The organism is Halovibrio salipaludis (assembly GCF_002286965.1).
GTDB classification, from domain to species: domain Bacteria; phylum Pseudomonadota; class Gammaproteobacteria; order Pseudomonadales; family Oleiphilaceae; genus Halospina; species Halospina salipaludis.
Genome location: NZ_NSKD01000004.1, coordinates 71,853 through 90,686 on the forward strand (window position 1 = coordinate 71,853; position 18,834 = coordinate 90,686).

Genomic DNA, 18,834 nt, shown 5'->3' on the forward strand with positions numbered 1-18,834 from the left:
GCCCTGCGCATTCGTTACAATAAGCCATCTTTCTGACAAGCCCACTCAACAAGAGGCCGTCGGCTATGGAAACCAATCCGATCGTTCAAACCATTCGTGACCTGGAAGCGCGTACGGAAGCGCTTAGGGGGTATCTTTGACTACGACAGCAGGAAGGAACGGCTGACGGAAGTCGAACGCGAACTGGAACAGCCCGAAGTCTGGAACAACCCGGACCGCGCCCAGGCCCTGAACAAGGAACACGCCAGCCTGCATGCCATTGTTTCCACGCTGGACCGGCTGAGCACTGGCATCCGTGATGCGGAAGAACTGCTTCAGATGGCCGAATCCGAGGAGGATGAAGCGGCCGCCAATGACGTGACCGGCGAGCTCCAGACCCTGGAAGGGGAGCTGGAGAAGCTGGAGTTCCGGCGGATGTTCTCTGGCGATATGGATGCCAGCAACTGCTACCTGGACATCCAGTCCGGCTCCGGCGGCACCGAGGCCCAGGACTGGGCCAACATGCTGCTGCGCATGTACCTGCGCTGGGCCGAGGCCAAGGGTTTCAAGTACGAGGTGCTCGAGGCCCAGGACGGTGATGTGGCCGGCCTCAAGAGTGCCACCATCAGGATCGAGGGCGAGTACGCCTATGGCTGGCTGCGTACTGAAACAGGCGTGCACCGTCTGGTCCGCAAGTCGCCCTTTGATTCGGGTAACCGCCGGCACACCTCCTTTGCTTCCGTGTTCGCCTCACCGGAGATCGACGACAACATCGAGATCGAGATTGACCCGTCGGATCTGCGGATCGACGTGTACCGGGCCTCGGGTGCCGGTGGCCAGCACGTCAACACCACGGAATCCGCGGTGCGGATCACCCACCAGCCCACGGGCATCGTGGTGGCGAACCAGAGCGGGCGCTCGCAGCACTCCAACAAGGACTATGCGATGAAGCAGCTGCGCGCCAAGCTGTATGAGCTGGAGCTGCAGAAGCGCAACGAGGAGAAGCAGGCTGCCGAGAACAGCAAGTCGGACATCGGCTGGGGCAGCCAGATCCGCTCCTATGTGCTGGATGACCAGCGCATCAAGGACCTCCGCACGCGCGTGGAGACGAGCAATACCCAGAGTGTGCTCGACGGGAGTCTTGATCAATTCATCATCGCCAGTCTCAAGCAGGGCCTGTAACCACCGGAGAATCTTTCGCCCATGACGGACAACACCGACGCAACGCCATCCCAGGACGAGAACCGGCTGATCGCCGAGCGCCGCGAGAAGCTCCAGGCGCGGCGGGACGCCAGCGACAACCCGTTCCCCAATGATTTTGAGCGGGACAGCACCGCGGCGGAGCTTCAGGCACGCTACGGCGACTACAGCAAGGAAGAGCTGGCCGAGCTGAATATGAAGGTGGCGGTAGCCGGGCGCCTGATGCTGGACCGCAAACCCTTCTCTGTGATCCAGGACATGAGTGGCCGGATCCAGATCTACAGCACCAAGGAGGTGCAGAAGGAGATCAAGGACTGGGATGTGGGCGACATCGTCGGCGTGAAGGGCACGCTGTCGAAGTCCGGTAAGGGCGACCTGTACGTGGTGATGGAGGAATACCAGCTCCTGACCAAGTCACTCCGGCCCCTGCCGGAGAAGCACAAGGGCCTGGTGGACCCGGAGCAGCGTTACCGCCGGCGCTACGTGGACCTCATCATGAACGAGGACACGCGCAGCACCTTCAAAGTGCGCTCGAAGGTCATCAACCACGTCCGCCACTACCTCACCAGCCGCGATTTCATCGAGGCGGAGACGCCCATGCTGCAGGTGATCCCCGGCGGTGCCGCGGCCCGGCCCTTCGTTACCCACCACAACGCGCTGGACATCGATATGTTCCTGCGCGTGGCGCCGGAGCTCTATCTCAAGCGCCTGGTGGTTGGTGGGTTCGAGAAGGTCTTCGAGATCAATCGCAACTTCCGCAACGAAGGGCTGTCCACCCGGCATAACCCGGAGTTCACCATGCTTGAGTTCTATCAGGCCTATGCGGACTACAACCACCTGATGGAGCTGACCGAGAACCTGCTGCGGGAAGTGACGGAGAGCGTTTTTGGCGAAGCGCACTTCAGCAACGGGGTACGGGGTGAGAACGGCGAGATCGTGGATCACGTCACCTACGACTTCTCGGGCCCGTTCCGGCGCCTGAGCGTTATGGAAGCGATCCTGGAGCACAATCCGGAGCTGACCGAGGGGCAGCTCTCGGATCCGGAGCAGGCGGCGAAGGCCGCCTCAGCTCTGGGCATCAATGTGAAGGACGGTTGGGGGCTGGGGCGCATCCAGACCGAGATCTTTGAGGAGACCGCCGAGCACCGGCTGACCCAGCCCACCTTCATTACCCGGTATCCGACCGAGGTGTCCCCGCTCGCACGGCGCTGTGACGACGACCCGAGCGTGACGGAACGCTTTGAGCTCTTTGTGGGCGGGCGCGAAATCGCAAACGGGTTCTCCGAGCTCAATGATGCCGAGGATCAGGCCCAGCGCTTCAGGGAGCAGGCCGAGGAAAAGGCGGCCGGCGATGACGAGGCCATGTTCTACGACGAGGATTACATCACGGCGCTGGAATACGGCCTGCCGCCGACCGCGGGTGAGGGGATCGGTATCGACCGGCTGTTGATGCTGCTGACGGATTCGCCCTCGATCCGCGATGTGATCCTGTTTCCGGCCATGCGGCCAGAAAAGGGCTGACCATGCATCCGGCCACGGAAGCGCTGCTGTCGCATCTGAAACCGGGCACCGGCTGGCGGGAACGCCTTGAGGGTGAATTCAGCCAGCCGTACATGGAAAAGCTCGGGGAATTCCTGGCTTCGGAAGAGCAGGCCGGGAAAACCCTGTTCCCGCGCGCCAACCTCTGCTTCAACGCGCTCAACAGCACGCCGTTCGAGCGCACCTCGGTGGTCATACTGGGGCAGGATCCCTACCACGGCCCGGGGCAGGCCCATGGCCTGTGCTTCAGCGTCCGGCCCGGCGTTCAGGTGCCGCCCTCGCTGGTGAATATCTTCAAGGAACTGAATCAGGACCTGGGCGCGCCCATTCCGGATCACGGCTGCCTGCAGCCCTGGGCGGAGCAGGGTGTGCTGCTGCTCAACAGTGTACTGACCGTGGCCCAGGGCAACGCCGGAGCACACCGCGGGCAGGGCTGGGAGACTTTCACGGACCGGGTTATCGGGCACCTCAACGAGGAACGTGAAGGCGTGGTTTTCCTGTTGTGGGGCAGCTACGCCCAGAAGAAGGGTGGGTTCATTGACCGCAATCGGCATCTGGTCCTGGAAGGGCCCCACCCATCGCCTCTTGCGGCCCACCGGGGGTTCTTCGGACAGAAATGGTTTTCGCGGACCAACGAGTGGCTGGCGCAGAAGGGGCTTCCGGAGGTGGACTGGGCGCTGCCGGACCAGGCCACACTGGAAGCCCGTTACCGTGGCGGCAAACAGGCACAGGGCTGAGCGGGATCAGCCCTTGAGCAGGGCCATGGCCGCGTCCATCTGCTCGCCCAGATCCTCGTCATCCTCCATGCCGGATTCCGGATCCAGACCGAGGCGATGGAACGCGGTGACCTCGTGCCAGTTCATTTCCGTGTAGGGGTGGCCGGTGCCCACCAGGGTCTGAAGGCTGGCGACCATGACCACATCCGCGTAATCCGCTTCCGGAACCTGGCGCCCGAAGTTCACGTGCTCTGACGGCACGTGATGCAGTTCCAGCGGGAAGTCCCAGCGTTTGAGAATCCGGTCCCCGATCACCGGGTGGAGCTCATCCACCAGGTTGTCCAGCATGGCGCTGTTGACCTGCAGGTCATGGTCCTCGACGAATCGCAGTACCGGCAGGGCGCCGATCTGGCAGACAAGACCCGCCAGGGTCGCCTGCTCGGGCCTGAGCTTCGTGTAGTGCTGGGCGAGCACCTGGGCAATGCCGGCGATTTCGGTGCTGCGCTGCCAGATGGTCCGCAGGCGCCGGTCCACCATATCGGAGGTGGCCTGGAACATCTGTTCCATGGCCAGCCCCATGGCCAGACTGCTGGTGTAGTCCATGCCCAGCCGGCTGACGGCCATGTTGAGGGTGTTGATCTCGCGTGATCCCCGGAACAGGGGGCTGTTCACCACCTTGATGATGCGCGCGGACATGGCCGCATCATCACTGATGGTCTTTGAGATGTCCTGGATGGTGGCGTTGTCGTCCTCGGCGATGTCCCGGACTTTCAGCGCCACTTCCGGCAGCGTCGGCAGGGTCAGTTGATCCTGGTCGATGGCTGTTAGGAGCTGATCACGGATGCGATTGGCCAGTTCCGTCATAGCCTTGAGGGCCTCCTGAATGCTTTGAAATGCTGCCCTCTTTATAGCAGGAGCTGGCGTGGCCTGCCGTTATATTTTGTCACGGCTGCTGTTCGGGCACGTCATATCCCAGTGGCTGCAGTGCCAGCTGGGCCCCCGGTTGATCGGCGAGCGTGATGGTGGCTTCGATGGCGGCATGCTTGAGCACCCCGAGAAGCTGCACGGTGCCATCGTCGGTGGCGATGCTGTCGGTGATCTCACCCAGGGCATTGCCGTCGCCGTCCACCAGCCGGTCGCCGGGGGCGGGGAGGGTATCCGTGAAACGGGCCTCAAGACGGAAAAGGCTCTTCTTGAGCTGCCCCAGGTGATGCATGCGCGCGATGATTTCCTGGCCGGTGTAGCAGCCCTTGGTAAAGCTCACGCCCCCGTAGGCCTGGAGGTTCAGGTTCAGCGGTATGTACTGTTCCGTGGTGGATTCGTTGAGCAGGGTCAGACCGCTCATGATCTCCGAGAGCTGCCAGGTGGTGCCTGGCTGATCCGGCTCTGGTGCCGCCTGAACGGCCGTGTTCCACCAGAACTCAAAGCGGGCGCGGCCGTCCGGCAGCGGGACGGTGCGCACCAGGACGCCGTTGTCGGTGACGGTGGCATCGTTCAGCTCCGCCGGGAGTGACGGGGCGAGGGTCGTGGCGTGTTCCTCCCCGATGAGGCCCAGGAGCTGCCAGTCTTCCGCGGGTTTCAGTTCCGCCTGGAAGAAGGCCAGGTACTTGCTCAGCTGCTGGTTGATCCGGTCGCTCAGGGTTTCGGGAAAGCGCACCAGGACCTTTTCGGGCGACAGGCGCACCAGACGGAAGAGCGCATAGGCGCGGCCCTTGGGGGTACAGGCCGCGCCGGGCAGGCTGTGTTCGCGGGTCAGTTCATCAATGTTGCAGGTGACCTGGCCCTGGAGGAAGCGATCCACATCCGGACCCTCCAGCAGCATCAGCCGATGGGCGTTGACCGACGCGGTCATGGCATCAGGCAGGGTGGCGGGGGCCGTGGTCGTCTGGGTCATTCCGTGTCTCCGTGAAAAGGGTTCATGAGGTCACTCATCGCCCGCGTGGGCTGGCCCCAGCCGGAGCCAGCCCGTCAGCCGGCGCAGGCTTTGCGCGTCAGTATTGCGGATACCCGGGAGGGTGCTCAACAGCAGGGGGTGCGTATGGCCGCTTCCGCTGAGGCGCAGCCAGAGGAAGCGGTGGGCGATTCGTGAGCCGGTCCCGACCCGCACCGGCTGTTCCTCTCCTCCGGCATGGACGGCCCGGAGCCCGTCCGGTCCAGCGATCAGCCGCAGCGGGCTGTGGCGGGTGCGCAGGAGCTGGCGCCGGGTGGCGGTGATGGCGCCGACCGCGCTGGCAGCGGTCACGCCCACTGTGACAGCGCCGGGAATGCCGTCCAGGCCCAGGACCAGTCCCGCTGGCAGCAGCCATGGTGCTGCGGCTACGGCAGCGAGGCCCGGGGACGGGCTGAGCGGGACGTCAATCCGGCTGAACCCGCTGGAGGATGAGGTCGACGATGCGGGCAAGGTCCGGGTCCTCGGGGCGGCTGCGCTGCATGAACCAGGCGAAGAGGTCGTTGTCCTCGCACTCGATCAGGCTCCTGTAACGGGCCTGGTCGGCTTCGGGCAGCGAGGGGTAGGCTTCCTTCACAAAGGGCACGAGCAGCAGGTCAAGCTCCAGCATGCCCCTGCGGCTGTGCCAGACAAGGCGTTTGTATTCACGGTCGTCGGTCATGGAGTCTGTGGTTCCCATCAGGGCTCAGGCGTCGGAACGCATGTAGGTGGTTGGCACCAGCACGGTGTCCTTGGGCTCCGCGATGGTTGTCGGGTAATCCAGGTTGTAGTGGAGCCCCCGGCTTTCGCGCCGCTGCAGGGCCGAGCAGATGATCAGGTCCGCCACTGTCACCAGGTTGCGCAGCTCCAGCAGGTCATTGCTGACGCGGTAGTTGCTGTAGAACTCGCGGATCTCACTGTGCAGCATGTCCGCCCGGTGCTTGGCCCGCTGCAGCCGTTTGGTGGTGCGCACGATGCCCACATAGTCCCACATGAAGTGGCGCAGTTCATCCCAGTTGTGGGCGATCACCACGTCCTCGTCCGAATCCCGTACCCGGGACTCGTCCCACTCGGGCACTTCCGGCGGTTCCGGAACATGTGGGTTCTGCTCATTGATGTCCCGGGCCGCCGCCCGGCCATAGACCAGGCATTCCAGCAGCGAATTGCTGGCCATGCGGTTGGCGCCGTGCAGGCCGGTGAAGGAGGTCTCGCCCACGGCGTAGAGCTGGTTCACGTCCGAGCGGGCATGGTCGTCCACCATGACGCCGCCGCAGGTGTAATGGGCGGCGGGCACGATGGGGATGGGCTCACGGGTGATGTCGATGCCGTACTCGCGGCAGCGCGCGGCGATGGTGGGGAAGTGTTCCTCGATGAAATCCGCCGGCCGGTGGCTGATGTCCAGGTAGAGGCAGTCCGCACCCAGGCGCTTCATTTCGTGGTCGATGGCCCGGGCCACGATGTCCCGCGGCGCCAGTTCGGCGCGTTCGTCGAAGCGGTCCATGAACCGACTGCCGTCGGGCAGCAGCAGTTTGCCACCTTCCCCGCGCAGGGCTTCGCTGATCAGGAACGACTTGGCCTGCGGATGATAGAGGCAGGTGGGGTGGAACTGGTTGAACTCCATATTCGCCACCCGGCAGCCGGCACGCCAGGCGATGGCAATGCCGTCACCGGTGGCGCCGTCTGGGTTGCTGGTGTAAAGGTAGGCCTTGCTGGCGCCGCCGGTGGCCAGGACCACGAACCGCGCGCGGAAGAGTTCCACCTCCTGGGTGTCGTGGTTGAAGATGTAGGCGCCCACGCAGCGGTTGCCCGGCAGGAACAGTTTGCGGTGGGTGACCAGATCCACTGCCACCCGGTTTTCGAAGATGTCGATGTTGGGCTGCTGTCGGGCACGCTCGCAAAGGGCCTCGGAGACCGCCTGACCGGTGGCGTCCGCGGCGTGGATGATACGGCGGTGGCTGTGGCCACCCTCCCGGGTGAGGTGGAAGTGGCTGCCGTCGGCCCGGGTGAACTGGACACCCTGCGCAATCAGCCAGTCAATGCTGTCGCGTGCCTGGGAGACGGTCAGCCGGACCGTGTCCTCGTGGCAGAGCCCGGCACCGGCCGCCAGGGTGTCGGCGGTGTGCGCGTCCTCGCTGTCGCTGTCGTCCAGCACGGCGGCAATGCCGCCCTGGGCCCACTGGGTGGAACCGCTGTCGAGCTCCGTCTTGCTCAGAACCGCAACGCTCAGGTCAGGGGACAGGGTCAGGGCAGTGCTCAGACCTGCTGCACCGCTGCCGACGATCAGCACATCGTAATGGTGGAATGCATGCATGGCGGATATTGAACTAAAGTTTGCCTCTGGTGTCACTCTTTACGTACAGCGATGGCCGGGAGATGATCCGGGTACGGCATGGGGACGGGCAATGGAAGAACGGGCGCAACCGGACGACGAACGCGAGGGCGAGGTTCTTGAATGCGTGGGACAGCGTGCGCGGGTACGTGTGGCGCCGGCCGCTGGCTGCCCGCGCTGCGCAGCCGGTGAGGGCTGCGGCCAGGGGTTGCTGGGCGCGATGCGGAGTGCACCCATGCCCGGCGAGTTCTGGGTTACCGTTCCCGGGGATGAACGGGTAGCGCCGGGAGACCGGGTGCTGCTGCGGATGAGGCCGTCCGCCCTGGTGGCCGGCGCGGCGATGGTCTACATGGTGCCGCTTCTGGGGCTGGTTCTCGGGGCTCTGCTTGCGGAGGTGCTGATGGGCAGCAGTGATGGGGTGACCACGGCTGCCGGGGTTGCCGGCCTCGCGGTTGGGGTGCTGCTGGTTCGCTACCGGCTGCGCGATGCCCGCGAGGCCCGGCGCTTTGAGCCGGTTTTTGTGAGGCGCGTCCCTGTTTATGACGTACAGTTCACTTGAAAACCCCGGTGTTCCACTCAATATCATGACGGGATATCAGGCGAGGGTCCGTGCGCCACGCACGGGCTCCTGAGAATTCAAACCGGACGGGAGATCCCAATGACGAGGATGCCACATCGAATAACGCCGCTGTTCGCCCTGGCATTCCTGCTGGTGAGTGCCTGTGTGCCCGCCCAGCAGAGTGGCGGCCAGCTGCCGGATTTCACCGGACTGGTCGAGGAGAATGCGGACGTTGTGGTCAATATCAGTACCACGTCCACCAGCTCCCGGGGCGCGACGCCATTTGGTGGCCAGATGGAACAGCTGCCGGAATTCTTCCAGGAATTCTTCAAGGACCGCTTCCGTGGGCAGATGCCGGAGCGCCAGCGTGAACACCAGTCCATGGGCTCGGGCTTCATCGTCTCTTCCGATGGTTACATTCTCACCAACAATCACGTGGTTGAGAATGCGGACGAGATCATCGTGCGCATGAACGACCGGCGCGAGATGGAAGCGGAAGTGGTGGGGGCCGATGCCCGCTCCGATATTGCGGTGCTGAAGGTGGATGCCGAAGGCCTGCCCACCGCGAAGATCGGCAGCTCCTCGGACCTGTCGGTGGGCGAGTGGGTCTTCGCCATCGGGTCGCCTTTCGGCTTCGACTACACCGTCACCTCTGGAATCGTCAGCGCCAAGGGTCGTTCCCTGCCGCGCGACAACTACATTCCCTTCATCCAGTCCGATGTGGCCATCAATCCCGGCAATTCCGGTGGCCCCCTGTTCAATATGGAGGGTGAGGTCATAGGGGTGAACTCCCAGATCTATACCCGTTCCGGTGGTTTCATGGGGGTGTCCTTTGCCATTCCCATGGATGTGGCCATGGACGTGTTCGATCAGCTCAGGAACAAGGGCAGTGTGACCCGCGGCTGGCTGGGCGTGATGATCCAGGAGGTCAACCGGGACCTGGCCGAGACCTTTGGTCTTGAACGGCCGTACGGCGCCCTGGTGGCGGATGTGGTGCCGGACTCACCGGCCGCGGAAGCCGGTCTGCAGCAGGGTGACGTGATCCTCGCGTTCAATGGCGAGGAAATCACCCGCTCCTCGGATCTGCCGCCCAAGGTCGGGCAGGCGGATGTTGGCAGCGAGGCCGAACTGACCGTGATGCGCGGCGGCGAACGGATCCAGGTGCCCTTTACCGTGGGCGAACTGCCGGAAGACGGGCAGCAGGCACAGCAGCAGTCCGCTGAGCCGGATACCGGCAACCGTCTGGGGCTGAGGGTTGAGCCGCTGCCTGAGCAGCTGGCACGCCAGTGGGATCTTGACGGCGGCGTGCTGGTCACGGAGGTCGGACGGGGGCCGGCGCGCCAGGCCGGTATCCGCCGTAATGATGTGATCCGCAAGATCGGCAACCAGGGCGTAACCGGCGTTGAGGAGTTCCGGGAGGCGGTTTCCGGGCTGCCGGCTGGTAAGCCGGTCGCGGTCACCCTGATCCGGCAGGGGAGTCCGCGGATCGTGGCCCTGCGCCTGCCCGAATAACCCCTGTCCCCAGGACGGCCGGCTCCGCGCGGGGTATTCCACCCGGGGCCGGCCATAGCCTTTCCCTCCAGTGTCCGGTAAAATCCGCCCGGTCATGGCCGTCGCCGCAATGGCGGCAGCCGGAAACCGGATTCTGGAGTTTCAGTGAGCGATCTCAGCCACATACGCAACTTTTCGATCATTGCCCACATCGACCACGGCAAGTCCACACTGGCAGACCGCTTCATCCAGGTCTGTGAAGGGCTGACCGACCGGGAAATGGCCGAACAGGTCCTGGACTCCATGGACCTGGAGCGTGAGCGCGGGATCACCATCAAGGCCCAGAGCGTGACGCTCAAGTACAAGGCAAAGGATGGCAATGTCTACGAGCTCAACTTCATCGACACCCCGGGGCATGTGGACTTCTCCTACGAGGTCTCACGGTCCCTGAAAGCCTGCGAGGGTGCGCTGCTTGTTGTGGACGCGGGCCAGGGTGTTGAGGCCCAGTCCGTGGCCAACTGCTATACCGCCATGGATCAGAACCTCGAGGTCATCCCGGTTCTGAACAAGATCGACCTGCCGCAGGCCGATCCCGAGAAGGTGATGTCCGAGATTGAGGACGTGATCGGGATCGATGCCAGCGACGCGGTTCCCTGCAGCGCCAAGAACGGCACTGGCGTCGAGGACGTGCTGGAGGCGCTGATCCAACGCATTCCGCCGCCCCAGGGCGAGGTGGATGACGCCCTCCAGGCGCTGATCATTGATTCCTGGTTTGATAACTACCAGGGCGTGGTATCGCTGGTGCGCGTGATGCACGGCAGCGTGCGCAAGGGCGAGAAGATCCTGGTCAAGTCCACCGGCAAGACCCACGTCGTGGACAAGGTGGGCTACTTCAACCCGAAGCCCACGACCATTCCCGAGCTCAAGGCCGGGGAAGTGGGCTTTGTCGTCTCCGGCATCAAGGACATCAAGGGCGCGCCCGTGGGCGATACCATGACCCACGCCAGCACGCCGGATGTGCCCCAGCTGGAAGGCTTCCAGAACGTCAAGCCGCAGGTCTATGCGGGCATCTTCCCGGTGTCCTCGGAGGACTACAATGCGTTCCGGGATGCGCTCGAGAAGCTGACGCTCAATGACGCCTCGCTGTTCTTTGAGCCGGAGAGCTCGGATGCGCTCGGGTTCGGCTTCCGTTGTGGCTTCCTGGGCATGCTCCACATGGAGATCATCCAGGAGCGGGTGGAGCGCGAATACGGCATCAATCTCATCACCACGGCGCCCACGGTGGTCTATGAGGTGGTGATGGCGGATGGCAGCGTTGAGTACATCGAGAACCCATCGCGCCTGCCGGACCCGGCGGAGATCGAGGAGATCCGCGAGCCCATCTGTGAAGCCAACATCCTGGTCCCCCAGGAGTTTCTGGGCAACGTCATTGCCCTGTGCGAGGAACGCCGGGGGCAGCAGACCAACATGAACTTCCTGGCGACCCAGGTCCAGGTGGTCTATGAGCTGCCCATGAGCGAGGTGGTGCTGGACTTCTTCGACCGCCTCAAGAGCGCCACACGCGGTTACGCCTCGCTGGACTACCAGTTCCAGCGTTTCCAGGCGGCGAACCTGGCGCGGCTGGACATCCTCATCAACGGCGACCGGGTGGATTCACTGGCCATCGTGGTGCACCGGGACCAGGCCCACAGCAGGGGCCGGGCCTTTGCCGAGAAGATGAAGGAACTGATCCCGCGCCAGATGTTCGATATCGCCATCCAGGCGGCCATCGGCAACCATGTGGTGGCACGCCAGACGGTCAAGGCGCTGCGCAAGAACGTGACGGCCAAGTGCTATGGCGGTGACGTGAGCCGCAAGAAGAAACTGCTGCAGAAGCAGAAGGAAGGCAAGAAGCGCATGAAGCAGGTGGGCAACGTGGAAGTGCCCCAGGAGGCCTTCCTGGCCGTGCTCAGGGTGGACGATGACTAGGGAGTGTCCATGAACATCAACTTCCCGCTGCTGCTGGTGGTCCTCACCGCCGTCACCGGCATCATCTGGCTCATTGATGGGCGGTTCTTCCGGCCGCGCCGGCAGGAACGCTATGCGCAGAGTGGCGCCCGCAAGAGTGCCGAGGATGCGGCGGACAGCGAGGATCCGGACCAACCCTGGCTCGCCGAGGTCAGCCGTTCCTTCTTTCCCATCCTGCTGGTGGTCCTGGTCCTGCGTTCCTTCCTGGTGGAGCCTTTCCAGATCCCGTCCGGGTCCATGCTGCCAACGCTGGAAGTAGGGGACTTCATCCTGGTGAACAAATTCACCTATGGCCTGAGGCTGCCGGTGGCGCACTGGGAGATTGCGGACTTCGGCGATCCCGAAAGGGGCGACATCATGGTGTTCCGCTACCCGGTGGAGCCCTCCGTCAACTACATCAAGCGTGTGGTCGGGGTGCCGGGGGACCGTGTTGCCTATGAGGGCAAACAGCTCTACGTTAATGGAGACCCGGTACCTTCGGCGTTTGTGGCGAACCTGGGTGACCAGGACCTGCACCATGAAAAGCTGGGGGACGATGTGTTCAGCGCCCTTTACGCCCAGCGCCAGACGGATCCGGATGCCGAGGGTGAGTGGACGGTTCCGGAAGGTCACTACTTCGTGATGGGCGATAACCGCGACAACAGCCGGGACAGCCGGTATTGGGGCATGGTGCCCGACCAGCATGTGGTGGGTAAGGCCTTCGCCATCTGGATGCACTGGGAGTCACTGACCAGCCTGCCCAGCTTCCATCGTGTCGGCTGGATCCAGTAGCAGCGGAGATCCGTTATGAAACCAGCAGTCAGACACCAGAACGGTTTTTCCATGCTCGCGATGATGCTGTTCATCGTGATCGGCGTTTTTCTCCTGACCGTGGTTGTCCGCGTGGTGCCGGTGTATATCGAGGACTTCACGCTCAGCAGCATCATCGGCTCGCTGGAGGATTCCCGGCCCTACCGCGATGCGGAAACGGTGGGGGATGTGCGGGAACTGCTCCGCAAGCGTATTCAGATGGAGAACATTGATGGCGTGGATGTGGACGAGATCGACATGGAGCGTGATGGCGAGCGCCTGCGCCTGCAGTTCTCCTATGAGGTCCGCTCTCCGTTCATGGGCAATATCGACACCGTGATCCAATTCGACCACCAGCATGAACTGAGGATGCCGTGACCGAGCAGGAACGCCTCGACCAGCTCCAGAAACGACTGGGGTACCACTTCAGTAACGTGGAACACCTCCGGCTGGCGCTGACCCACCGGAGCTACGGTGGCAACAACAACGAGCGGCTTGAGTTCCTTGGGGATTCCATCCTCAACATGGTCATGGCCCAGTACCTTTTTCACCGCTTTCCGGAAGCCCGGGAAGGCCAGCTCAGCCGCCTGCGGGCAAGGCTGGTGCGCGGGGCGACGCTGGCCGAGATCGCGCTGGAGTTCGAGCTGGGTGACTGCCTGCGCCTGGGCTCGGGGGAGCTCAAGAGCGGTGGTTTCCGGAGGGAGTCGATTCTGGCTGACGCTGTCGAATCGATTGTTGGCGGCATCTATCTGGATTCAGACCTGGAGCATGCACGGGAGCGCCTGCTGGCCTGGTTCGGGCCCCGGCTTGACCGGCTCAGCCTGCAGGATACCCAGAAGGACCCCAAGACCCGCCTGCAGGAGTTCCTCCAGTCCCGTCGCGAGTCGCTGCCCAACTACGAGGTGGAGACGGTGCGCGGCGAGGCGCATCAGCAGACCTTCTACGTGAACTGCACTGTGCCCATACTGGCGGCGGCGACCCGTGGCCAGGGTGGGAGCCGGCGTGCCGCGGAACAGGATGCGGCCAGGCTGGCGCTGGAGCAGCTCGACCAGGAGGCAGGCAGCAATGACGGATGAACCGGTCACCCGCAGTGGTTTTGTCGGCATCCTGGGGCGGCCCAATGTGGGCAAGTCGACCCTGATGAATCACCTGCTGGGCCAGAAGCTCAGCATCACCTCGCGCAAGCCCCAGACCACCCGCTACCAGCTCCTGGGAATACACACGGTGGAGCAGGACCAGATGGTGTTCGTGGATACACCTGGGCTGCACACTGAGGAACCCAGGGCGCTCAACCGCTATATGAACCGGGAGGCGACCACGGCCCTGAGGGACGTGGATGTGGTGGTGTTCGTGGTCGACCGGGACCTGTGGAACGAGGGCGACGCCAATGTGCTGGAACGCTTCTCCCACCTTCAGTGCCCGGTACTGGCGGTGATCAACAAGGTCGACCAGATGCCGGACACGGACCAGCTGCTGCCGCACATCGAATGGCTCAGCCAGCAGTACCCGTTCACCGAGATCGTGCCGGTCTCGGCGCTGCGCTCACGCAACCTGGACCGGCTGGAAAGCGCCATCCGCAGTCACCTGCCGGAGGGGCCGCATCACTTCGGTGATGACGACCTGACCAACCGGAGCTCGCGTTTCCTCGCCGCGGAGATGATCCGCGAGAAGATCACCCGCCAGCTCGGGGCGGAGCTGCCGTACACCATGGCGGTGGAGATTGAGACCTTCGAACAGGAAGGGAACACGCTGCACATCAATGGGCTCATCCTGGTCGAGCGTCAGGGTCAGAAGAAGATCGTCATCGGCGACAAGGGCAGCCGCCTGCGCCAGATCGGCCAGGAATCCCGCCTTGATATGGAGAGCCTGTTCGGGTCGAAAGTGATGCTGCGTCTCTGGGTCAAGGTGCGCAAAGGCTGGGCTGATGATGAGCGCGCCCTGCGTTCCCTGGGGTATGGGGACCAGGGGCGCTGAGCCGTGAGCGAGCGCGGCCAGCAGCTGGATCCGGCCTTTGTGCTGCATCGCCGCCCCTATGGTGAAACCAGCCTGATTGTTGACCTCTTCACTCTGCACCATGGCCACTTCAGCGCTGTGGCCCGTGGTGCCGCCCGGCCCCGGAGCCAGTGGCAGGCGGAGCTCCAGCCCTTCCGGCCGCTGAGGATCTCCTGGTCCGGCCGTCAGTCGCTCAGGACGCTGCGCCATGCCGAGGCCACGGCGCCGGCCCTGGCGCTGGCCGGTGATCGCCTCTACTGCGGTTTCTATCTGAATGAACTGCTGTTGCGGCTGCTGACCGAGGCGGATCCTGCCCCGGACCTGTTCAGCGTCTACCTCGATACCCTCGAACGGCTGGCGGCCGGCAGTGCGGCGCTGGAACCCACGCTGCGGCGGTTCGAGTACCGGCTGGCGGGGGAGCTGGGTTACGGCATCAGCTGGGACCGGGCCGGGGATACCGGTGAGCCCGTACAGTCCGATCGTGTCTACGCATTCCATCCGGCCCAGGGCGTGCTGGCGGACGCCCACGGGTCTGTCGGGGGCATCCGCGGTGAGTACCTGCTGGCGCTGGCCGCCGACGAGCTGGATAATCAGGCGGTACTGAAGGTGGCCAAACGGCTCATGCGCAGCCTTGTGGATCATCTGCTACAGGGGCGGCCACTGCACAGCCGCCGTCTTTTCGTGCGTCAGGGGAGGTCAGAATGAATCATCAGCCGCGTCGTGTTCTGCTCGGTGTCAACGTGGATCACGTGGCAACCCTCCGGGAGGCCCGGGGGACGCGTTATCCGGATCCGGTCCAGGCCGCACTGCTGGCGGAGGAAGCCGGGGCGGATGGCATCACGGTGCATCCCCGGGAGGATCGTCGCCACATCCAGGACCGGGATGTACGGATCCTGAGCGAGACCCTGAACACCCGCATGAACCTGGAAATGGCCGTGACCGATGCCATGCTGGCGTTCGCGGAAACCATTCACCCGGAGCACTGCTGCTTCGTGCCGGAGAAGCGCGAGGAGCTGACCACTGAGGGCGGTCTGGATGTGGCTGGCCAGCCCGGGCGGGTCAGGGCCGCCTGCGAACGCATGGCGGCGATGGGCACGGAGGTCTCACTGTTCATCGATGCCGATCCGGACCAGATCCGGGCGGCGGCGGACTGTGGCGCGCCGGCCATTGAGCTGCATACCGGCGAATACGCGCTGGCGGAGACGCCAGAGGTGATGGAGCGGGAGCTGAGCCGGCTTCGGGAGTGCGTGGACCTGGCCCGGGAGCAGGGGCTGACCGTCAACGGCGGCCATGGCCTGCACTACCACAACACGGCCGCCATCGCGGCGCTCGAGGGCATTCACGAACTCAACATCGGTCATGCCATCATGGCCCGGGCACTGATGGTTGGCATGAAGGAGGCGGTCCGGGACATGAGGGCGCTGATTGATCAGGCGTCAGGTGTCGGCGCTGTGTAGCAGCTGGTGCCAGTGCGTCTGCTCACACCAGCGCATCAGCCGGTCCATGGCGGCAAGCAGGCGCTCCACCGCGTCGCCGATCCCTCCGGAGCCCTTCTTGAGGCGGGTTTCCAGGTCCGCCGCGCAGTCGCCCAGCTCCGGGACACCGGTGTAGCGGGTGGCCCCGTGCAGCCGGTGGACCCGTTCAAGCAGGGCGGCCTGGTCCCCCTGGTTGTACAGGCTCTCAACAGCCGTCCGGTCCTCCTCGACATGATCCAGCAGCATGCTCAGCATCTCTTCCGCCAGGTCCGGCTTGCCATTGGCCATCTGCAGGCAGGCCTCGGGGTCGACCACCGCGTGCTGGCGGCCCCGTGACGAAGGCCTGACCCCCTCCGGCTCCCGGGGGTGGTGCTCCTGCTCCTCGGCCGCCTGGACGTCCAGCCCCAGGTGGCGCTGGAGCGCATGGGCAATCAGTGACGGGTTGATGGGTTTGGTCAGATAGCCGTCGAAACCGGAAGCCAGGAGATGTTCGCGTTCTTCCGACAGGGCGTGGGCCGTGAGAGCGATGACCGGTACATGGCTGTTGGTGTTGTTGAGCCGGCGTATGCGGGTGGTAGCCTCGGTGCCATCCATGCCGGGCATCTGAACGTCCATCAGCACCAGGTCAAAGGTTTCCTGCTGGAGGCGTTGCAGGGCCTCATAGCCGCTGCCCACGTCCTCGACATGGAGATTGAATTCCCGCAGCAGCGTTGTGACAAGCTTGAGGTTGGCCGCATTGTCGTCCACTGCCAGAACCCGGGCATTCGTTTCCTGGGGGGTGGCTGCGGGCAGGGGCGCTGGCGCCGCTGCTTGGGGTTGTTCTGACAGATCGCCCGTGCCCTGGATCAGCTGCCTCAGGCGCTGCTGGAAAAAGGTGCGGCGCACCGGCTTGGTCATGTGGGCCGAGGCCATGCTCACCAGCGGGCTGGCGTCCTCATTGAGCGTGGGGGTAAGCAGCAGCACCCGGCAGTCGCACTCGTATTCCAGGCTCCGGATCAGTTCCCGGTGCTGGTTCGAATGCAGCAGGTGGCGGGCCACGCCCAGGATCACCAGCGCGAAACCCTGGCCGCCGGCCTGCGCGGACTGGACCTGTGCAATCACCTCCTGCGGGTCGGAGGCGTGGGTAACGGCTACCCCGGATTCCCGCAGCAGGTTGGTGATCGCCAGCCCGGTGGTTTCCTGGTATTCCAGGTAGAGGACCGATTCCCCGCTGAGTGGAGGGGGCGGGGCCGTTTCCGCTGTGCCCGAGGTCTCCAGAGGCAGGCTGAACCAGAAGCTGGAGCCCCTGCCCAGCTCGCTATCGACCCCGATTTCGCCGCCCATTTCCTCCACCAGCCGGTGTGAGATCACCAGGCCCAGTCCGGTGCCGCCGTACTGGCGCGCCGTGGAGGCGTCCGCCTGGCTGAAGGCATTGAAGATGCTTTCCTGCTGGGATTCGGACAGGCCCACACCGGTGTCCGTGATGCTGATCCGGATGCGGTTGTCGTCCCGGGCATCCTCATCGAGCATCACCCGCACCACCACCTCGCCGTGCTGGGTGAACTTGATGGCATTGTTCACCAGGTTGGTCAGCACCTGCTTGATGCGCAGCGGGTCCCCCATGAAGGCGTCGGGGACATCGGTGTAGATCAGGGGCGCCAGGTCCAGGTTCTTCTCGTGGGCTGCCGGTGCCAGCATGATCAGCACCTCCTCCACGGTCTCGCGCAGGTGGAAGGGCGTCCGGTCCAGAACCAGTTTGCCCGCCTCGATCTTGGAGAAGTCCAGGATGTCGTTGATGATGGTGAGCAGGATCTCCGAGGACTTGCGGATGGTGTTGAGGTGGTCCCGCTGCTGGGCCGAGGCGGGGGCTTTCAGCAGCAGATCCGTGAAGCCGATGATGCCGTTGAGCGGGGTCCGGATCTCATGGCTCATGTTTGCCAGGAACTCCGACTTGATCCGGCTTGCCTCGAGGGCCTGCTTGCGTGCCAGGTCGAGTTCGATGTTCTGGACCTCGATGGTCTCCAGGGTCTCGCGCAGATCCTCGGTGGCCTGGTCCACATTCTGCTGCATCTCATCCCGCGCCTGCTGCAGGCTGCCGGCCATGGCATTGAGCCCGGAAGCCAGTTCCTCCAGCTCCGGTCCTGCCGTCATCTCCACCCGGGTGTCGAGCTTGCCCTCGCGCAGACGGTTGATAGCGCGGGTGAGTTCATGGATGGGGTCAGTGACCGAGCGGCTCAGATGGATGGCGATCAGGGTGTTCAGGAAGAGGCCGCCCCCGACCAGGAGCAGGCTTACCAGCAGGGCCTCATACTGCTCCTTGCGGGTGGTGGCATGGGAGAGTTCCACGCTCGCCCATCCCAGGGGCTGCTCGCTGTCAGCGCCGTCGTTCCGGCGTCGATCCATGTCCAGCAGGCCGTCAATCATGAGGTCCTGGGGGTAGATGGGGGCGGTGAAGAGCGACGCGTCCTCGCCGGTGCGGAATCTCGGGCTGGTTACGTCCTGGAGCGGTTCCTGGCGCTGCAGCCTCTCCCGGCGGCCGGTCTGTACCAGCTTCCGCCCATCGCTGTCATAGATGGTGATGGCGCGGACATCGTCCTCTTCCAGCATGGAACTGGCGATGCCGAACAGCAGGTTACGGTTGCCGGTAAAGGCGCCGTACTCAGAGGCGGAAGCCAGCTGGCGGCTGAGCGACATGCCCCGTTCCTCGAGCATGCGCGACAGATTGCTGACCCAGCTGTGGGTGAAATACACCCCCACGATCACGATCAGCACCATCGTGGGGATCAGCGACAGAAAGAAGACCTTTTTCTGGACGCCCCAGCGGCGCATCAGTGATCCTGCTTCATCGTGTG

General features: G+C 64.1%; 18 protein-coding genes. 12 read left to right on the forward strand and 6 right to left on the reverse strand.

Annotation, left to right across the window (positions count from 1 at the left end):
• The first annotated feature begins 65 nt into the window (after positions 1-65).
• From prfB to ung, 3 genes are all read left to right on the forward strand, one after another.
• A protein-coding gene (prfB, locus tag CK501_RS10505) for a peptide chain release factor 2 (protein ID WP_143421418.1) occupies positions 66-1,161 on the forward strand; the annotation gives its coding sequence in 2 pieces (ribosomal slippage) (positions 66-137 and positions 139-1,161; 1,095 coding nt in all).
• A 21-nt stretch (positions 1,162-1,182) separates the two neighbouring features.
• A complete protein-coding gene (lysS, locus tag CK501_RS10510) occupies positions 1,183-2,700 on the forward strand; it encodes a lysine--tRNA ligase (protein WP_095617695.1) in 1,518 nt (505 codons plus the stop codon).
• A 2-nt stretch (positions 2,701-2,702) separates the two neighbouring features.
• Positions 2,703-3,455: a uracil-DNA glycosylase gene (ung, locus tag CK501_RS10515; RefSeq protein ID WP_095617696.1), complete on the forward strand. Its 753-nt coding sequence runs from the start codon at positions 2,703-2,705 to the stop codon at positions 3,453-3,455.
• A gap of 6 nt (positions 3,456-3,461) precedes the next feature.
• On the opposite strand, the gene CK501_RS10520 is transcribed toward ung, so the two are convergent.
• The 5 genes from CK501_RS10520 to nadB all read right to left on the reverse strand — a co-directional run bounded on the left by CK501_RS10520 (position 3,462) and on the right by nadB (position 7,672).
• Positions 3,462-4,298: an HDOD domain-containing protein gene (locus tag CK501_RS10520; protein WP_095617697.1), complete on the reverse strand. Its 837-nt coding sequence runs from the start codon at positions 4,296-4,298 to the stop codon at positions 3,462-3,464.
• Positions 4,299-4,377: 79 nt separating this feature from the next.
• Complete coding sequence (gene ygfZ, locus CK501_RS10525; RefSeq protein WP_095617698.1) at positions 4,378-5,328, reverse strand: CAF17-like 4Fe-4S cluster assembly/insertion protein YgfZ; 951 nt, start codon at positions 5,326-5,328, stop codon at positions 4,378-4,380.
• A 30-nt stretch (positions 5,329-5,358) separates the two neighbouring features.
• On the reverse strand, positions 5,359-5,835 hold the full coding sequence (locus CK501_RS10530) for a hypothetical protein (RefSeq protein WP_143421419.1): 477 nt from the start codon (positions 5,833-5,835) through the stop codon (positions 5,359-5,361).
• Positions 5,789-6,061, reverse strand: coding sequence for an FAD assembly factor SdhE (locus tag CK501_RS10535; RefSeq protein ID WP_456298000.1), 273 nt, complete (start codon positions 6,059-6,061; stop codon positions 5,789-5,791). Before CK501_RS10535 ends, CK501_RS10530 begins: the two co-directional genes overlap by 47 nt.
• Positions 6,062-6,067: 6 nt before the next feature.
• A complete protein-coding gene (gene nadB / locus CK501_RS10540; protein ID WP_095617700.1) occupies positions 6,068-7,672 on the reverse strand; it encodes an L-aspartate oxidase in 1,605 nt (534 codons plus the stop codon).
• A gap of 91 nt (positions 7,673-7,763) precedes the next feature.
• On the opposite strand from nadB, the gene CK501_RS10545 reads away from it, so the two are divergent.
• From CK501_RS10545 to pdxJ, 9 genes are all read left to right on the forward strand, one after another.
• A complete protein-coding gene (locus tag CK501_RS10545) occupies positions 7,764-8,249 on the forward strand; it encodes a SoxR reducing system RseC family protein (protein WP_158223098.1) in 486 nt (161 codons plus the stop codon).
• A gap of 99 nt (positions 8,250-8,348) precedes the next feature.
• A complete protein-coding gene (locus CK501_RS10550) occupies positions 8,349-9,761 on the forward strand; it encodes a DegQ family serine endoprotease (protein WP_233128890.1) in 1,413 nt (470 codons plus the stop codon).
• A gap of 144 nt (positions 9,762-9,905) precedes the next feature.
• On the forward strand, positions 9,906-11,708 hold the full coding sequence (gene lepA, locus CK501_RS10555; protein WP_095617702.1) for a translation elongation factor 4: 1,803 nt from the start codon (positions 9,906-9,908) through the stop codon (positions 11,706-11,708).
• Between the two features lie 15 nt (positions 11,709-11,723).
• Positions 11,724-12,518 (forward strand): signal peptidase I, encoded by a 795-nt coding sequence (lepB, locus tag CK501_RS10560; protein ID WP_198949492.1) that lies wholly within the window; start codon positions 11,724-11,726, stop codon positions 12,516-12,518.
• Between the two features lie 15 nt (positions 12,519-12,533).
• On the forward strand, positions 12,534-12,914 hold the full coding sequence (locus tag CK501_RS10565) for a DUF4845 domain-containing protein (RefSeq protein ID WP_095617704.1): 381 nt from the start codon (positions 12,534-12,536) through the stop codon (positions 12,912-12,914).
• Positions 12,911-13,612 (forward strand): ribonuclease III, encoded by a 702-nt coding sequence (rnc, locus tag CK501_RS10570; RefSeq protein ID WP_095617705.1) that lies wholly within the window; start codon positions 12,911-12,913, stop codon positions 13,610-13,612. Before CK501_RS10565 ends, rnc begins: the two co-directional genes overlap by 4 nt.
• Entirely contained in the window at positions 13,602-14,510 is a 909-nt protein-coding gene (gene era / locus CK501_RS10575; RefSeq protein WP_095617706.1) for a GTPase Era, read from the forward strand. Before rnc ends, era begins: the two co-directional genes overlap by 11 nt.
• Positions 14,511-14,513: 3 nt before the next feature.
• A complete protein-coding gene (gene recO, locus CK501_RS10580; RefSeq protein ID WP_095617707.1) occupies positions 14,514-15,233 on the forward strand; it encodes a DNA repair protein RecO in 720 nt (239 codons plus the stop codon).
• Positions 15,230-15,985, forward strand: a complete 756-nt coding sequence (gene pdxJ, locus CK501_RS10585; RefSeq protein WP_095617708.1) for a pyridoxine 5'-phosphate synthase — start codon at positions 15,230-15,232, stop codon at positions 15,983-15,985. Before recO ends, pdxJ begins: the two co-directional genes overlap by 4 nt.
• Here pdxJ and CK501_RS10590 read toward each other — a convergent pair.
• Positions 15,965-18,811 (reverse strand): response regulator, encoded by a 2,847-nt coding sequence (locus CK501_RS10590; RefSeq protein WP_095617709.1) that lies wholly within the window; start codon positions 18,809-18,811, stop codon positions 15,965-15,967. The genes pdxJ and CK501_RS10590 overlap by 21 nt on opposite strands.
• Between the last annotated feature and the right edge of the window lie 23 nt (positions 18,812-18,834).

Coding starts and splice junctions, on each gene's coding strand:
- nadB (WP_095617700.1), bottom strand. CDS start 7,672: ATGCATGCATTCCACCATTACGATGTGCTGATCGTCGGCAGCGGTGCA.
- CK501_RS10565 (WP_095617704.1), top strand. CDS start 12,534: ATGAAACCAGCAGTCAGACACCAGAACGGTTTTTCCATGCTCGCGATG.
- CK501_RS10590 (WP_095617709.1), bottom strand. CDS start 18,811: ATGCGCCGCTGGGGCGTCCAGAAAAAGGTCTTCTTTCTGTCGCTGATC.
- pdxJ (WP_095617708.1), top strand. CDS start 15,230: ATGAATCATCAGCCGCGTCGTGTTCTGCTCGGTGTCAACGTGGATCAC.
- ung (WP_095617696.1), top strand. CDS start 2,703: ATGCATCCGGCCACGGAAGCGCTGCTGTCGCATCTGAAACCGGGCACC.
- era (WP_095617706.1), top strand. CDS start 13,602: ATGACGGATGAACCGGTCACCCGCAGTGGTTTTGTCGGCATCCTGGGG.
- lysS (WP_095617695.1), top strand. CDS start 1,183: ATGACGGACAACACCGACGCAACGCCATCCCAGGACGAGAACCGGCTG.
- CK501_RS10550 (WP_233128890.1), top strand. CDS start 8,349: ATGACGAGGATGCCACATCGAATAACGCCGCTGTTCGCCCTGGCATTC.
- ygfZ (WP_095617698.1), bottom strand. CDS start 5,328: ATGACCCAGACGACCACGGCCCCCGCCACCCTGCCTGATGCCATGACC.
- CK501_RS10535 (WP_456298000.1), bottom strand. CDS start 6,061: ATGGGAACCACAGACTCCATGACCGACGACCGTGAATACAAACGCCTT.
- CK501_RS10520 (WP_095617697.1), bottom strand. CDS start 4,298: ATGACGGAACTGGCCAATCGCATCCGTGATCAGCTCCTAACAGCCATC.
- CK501_RS10545 (WP_158223098.1), top strand. CDS start 7,764: ATGGAAGAACGGGCGCAACCGGACGACGAACGCGAGGGCGAGGTTCTT.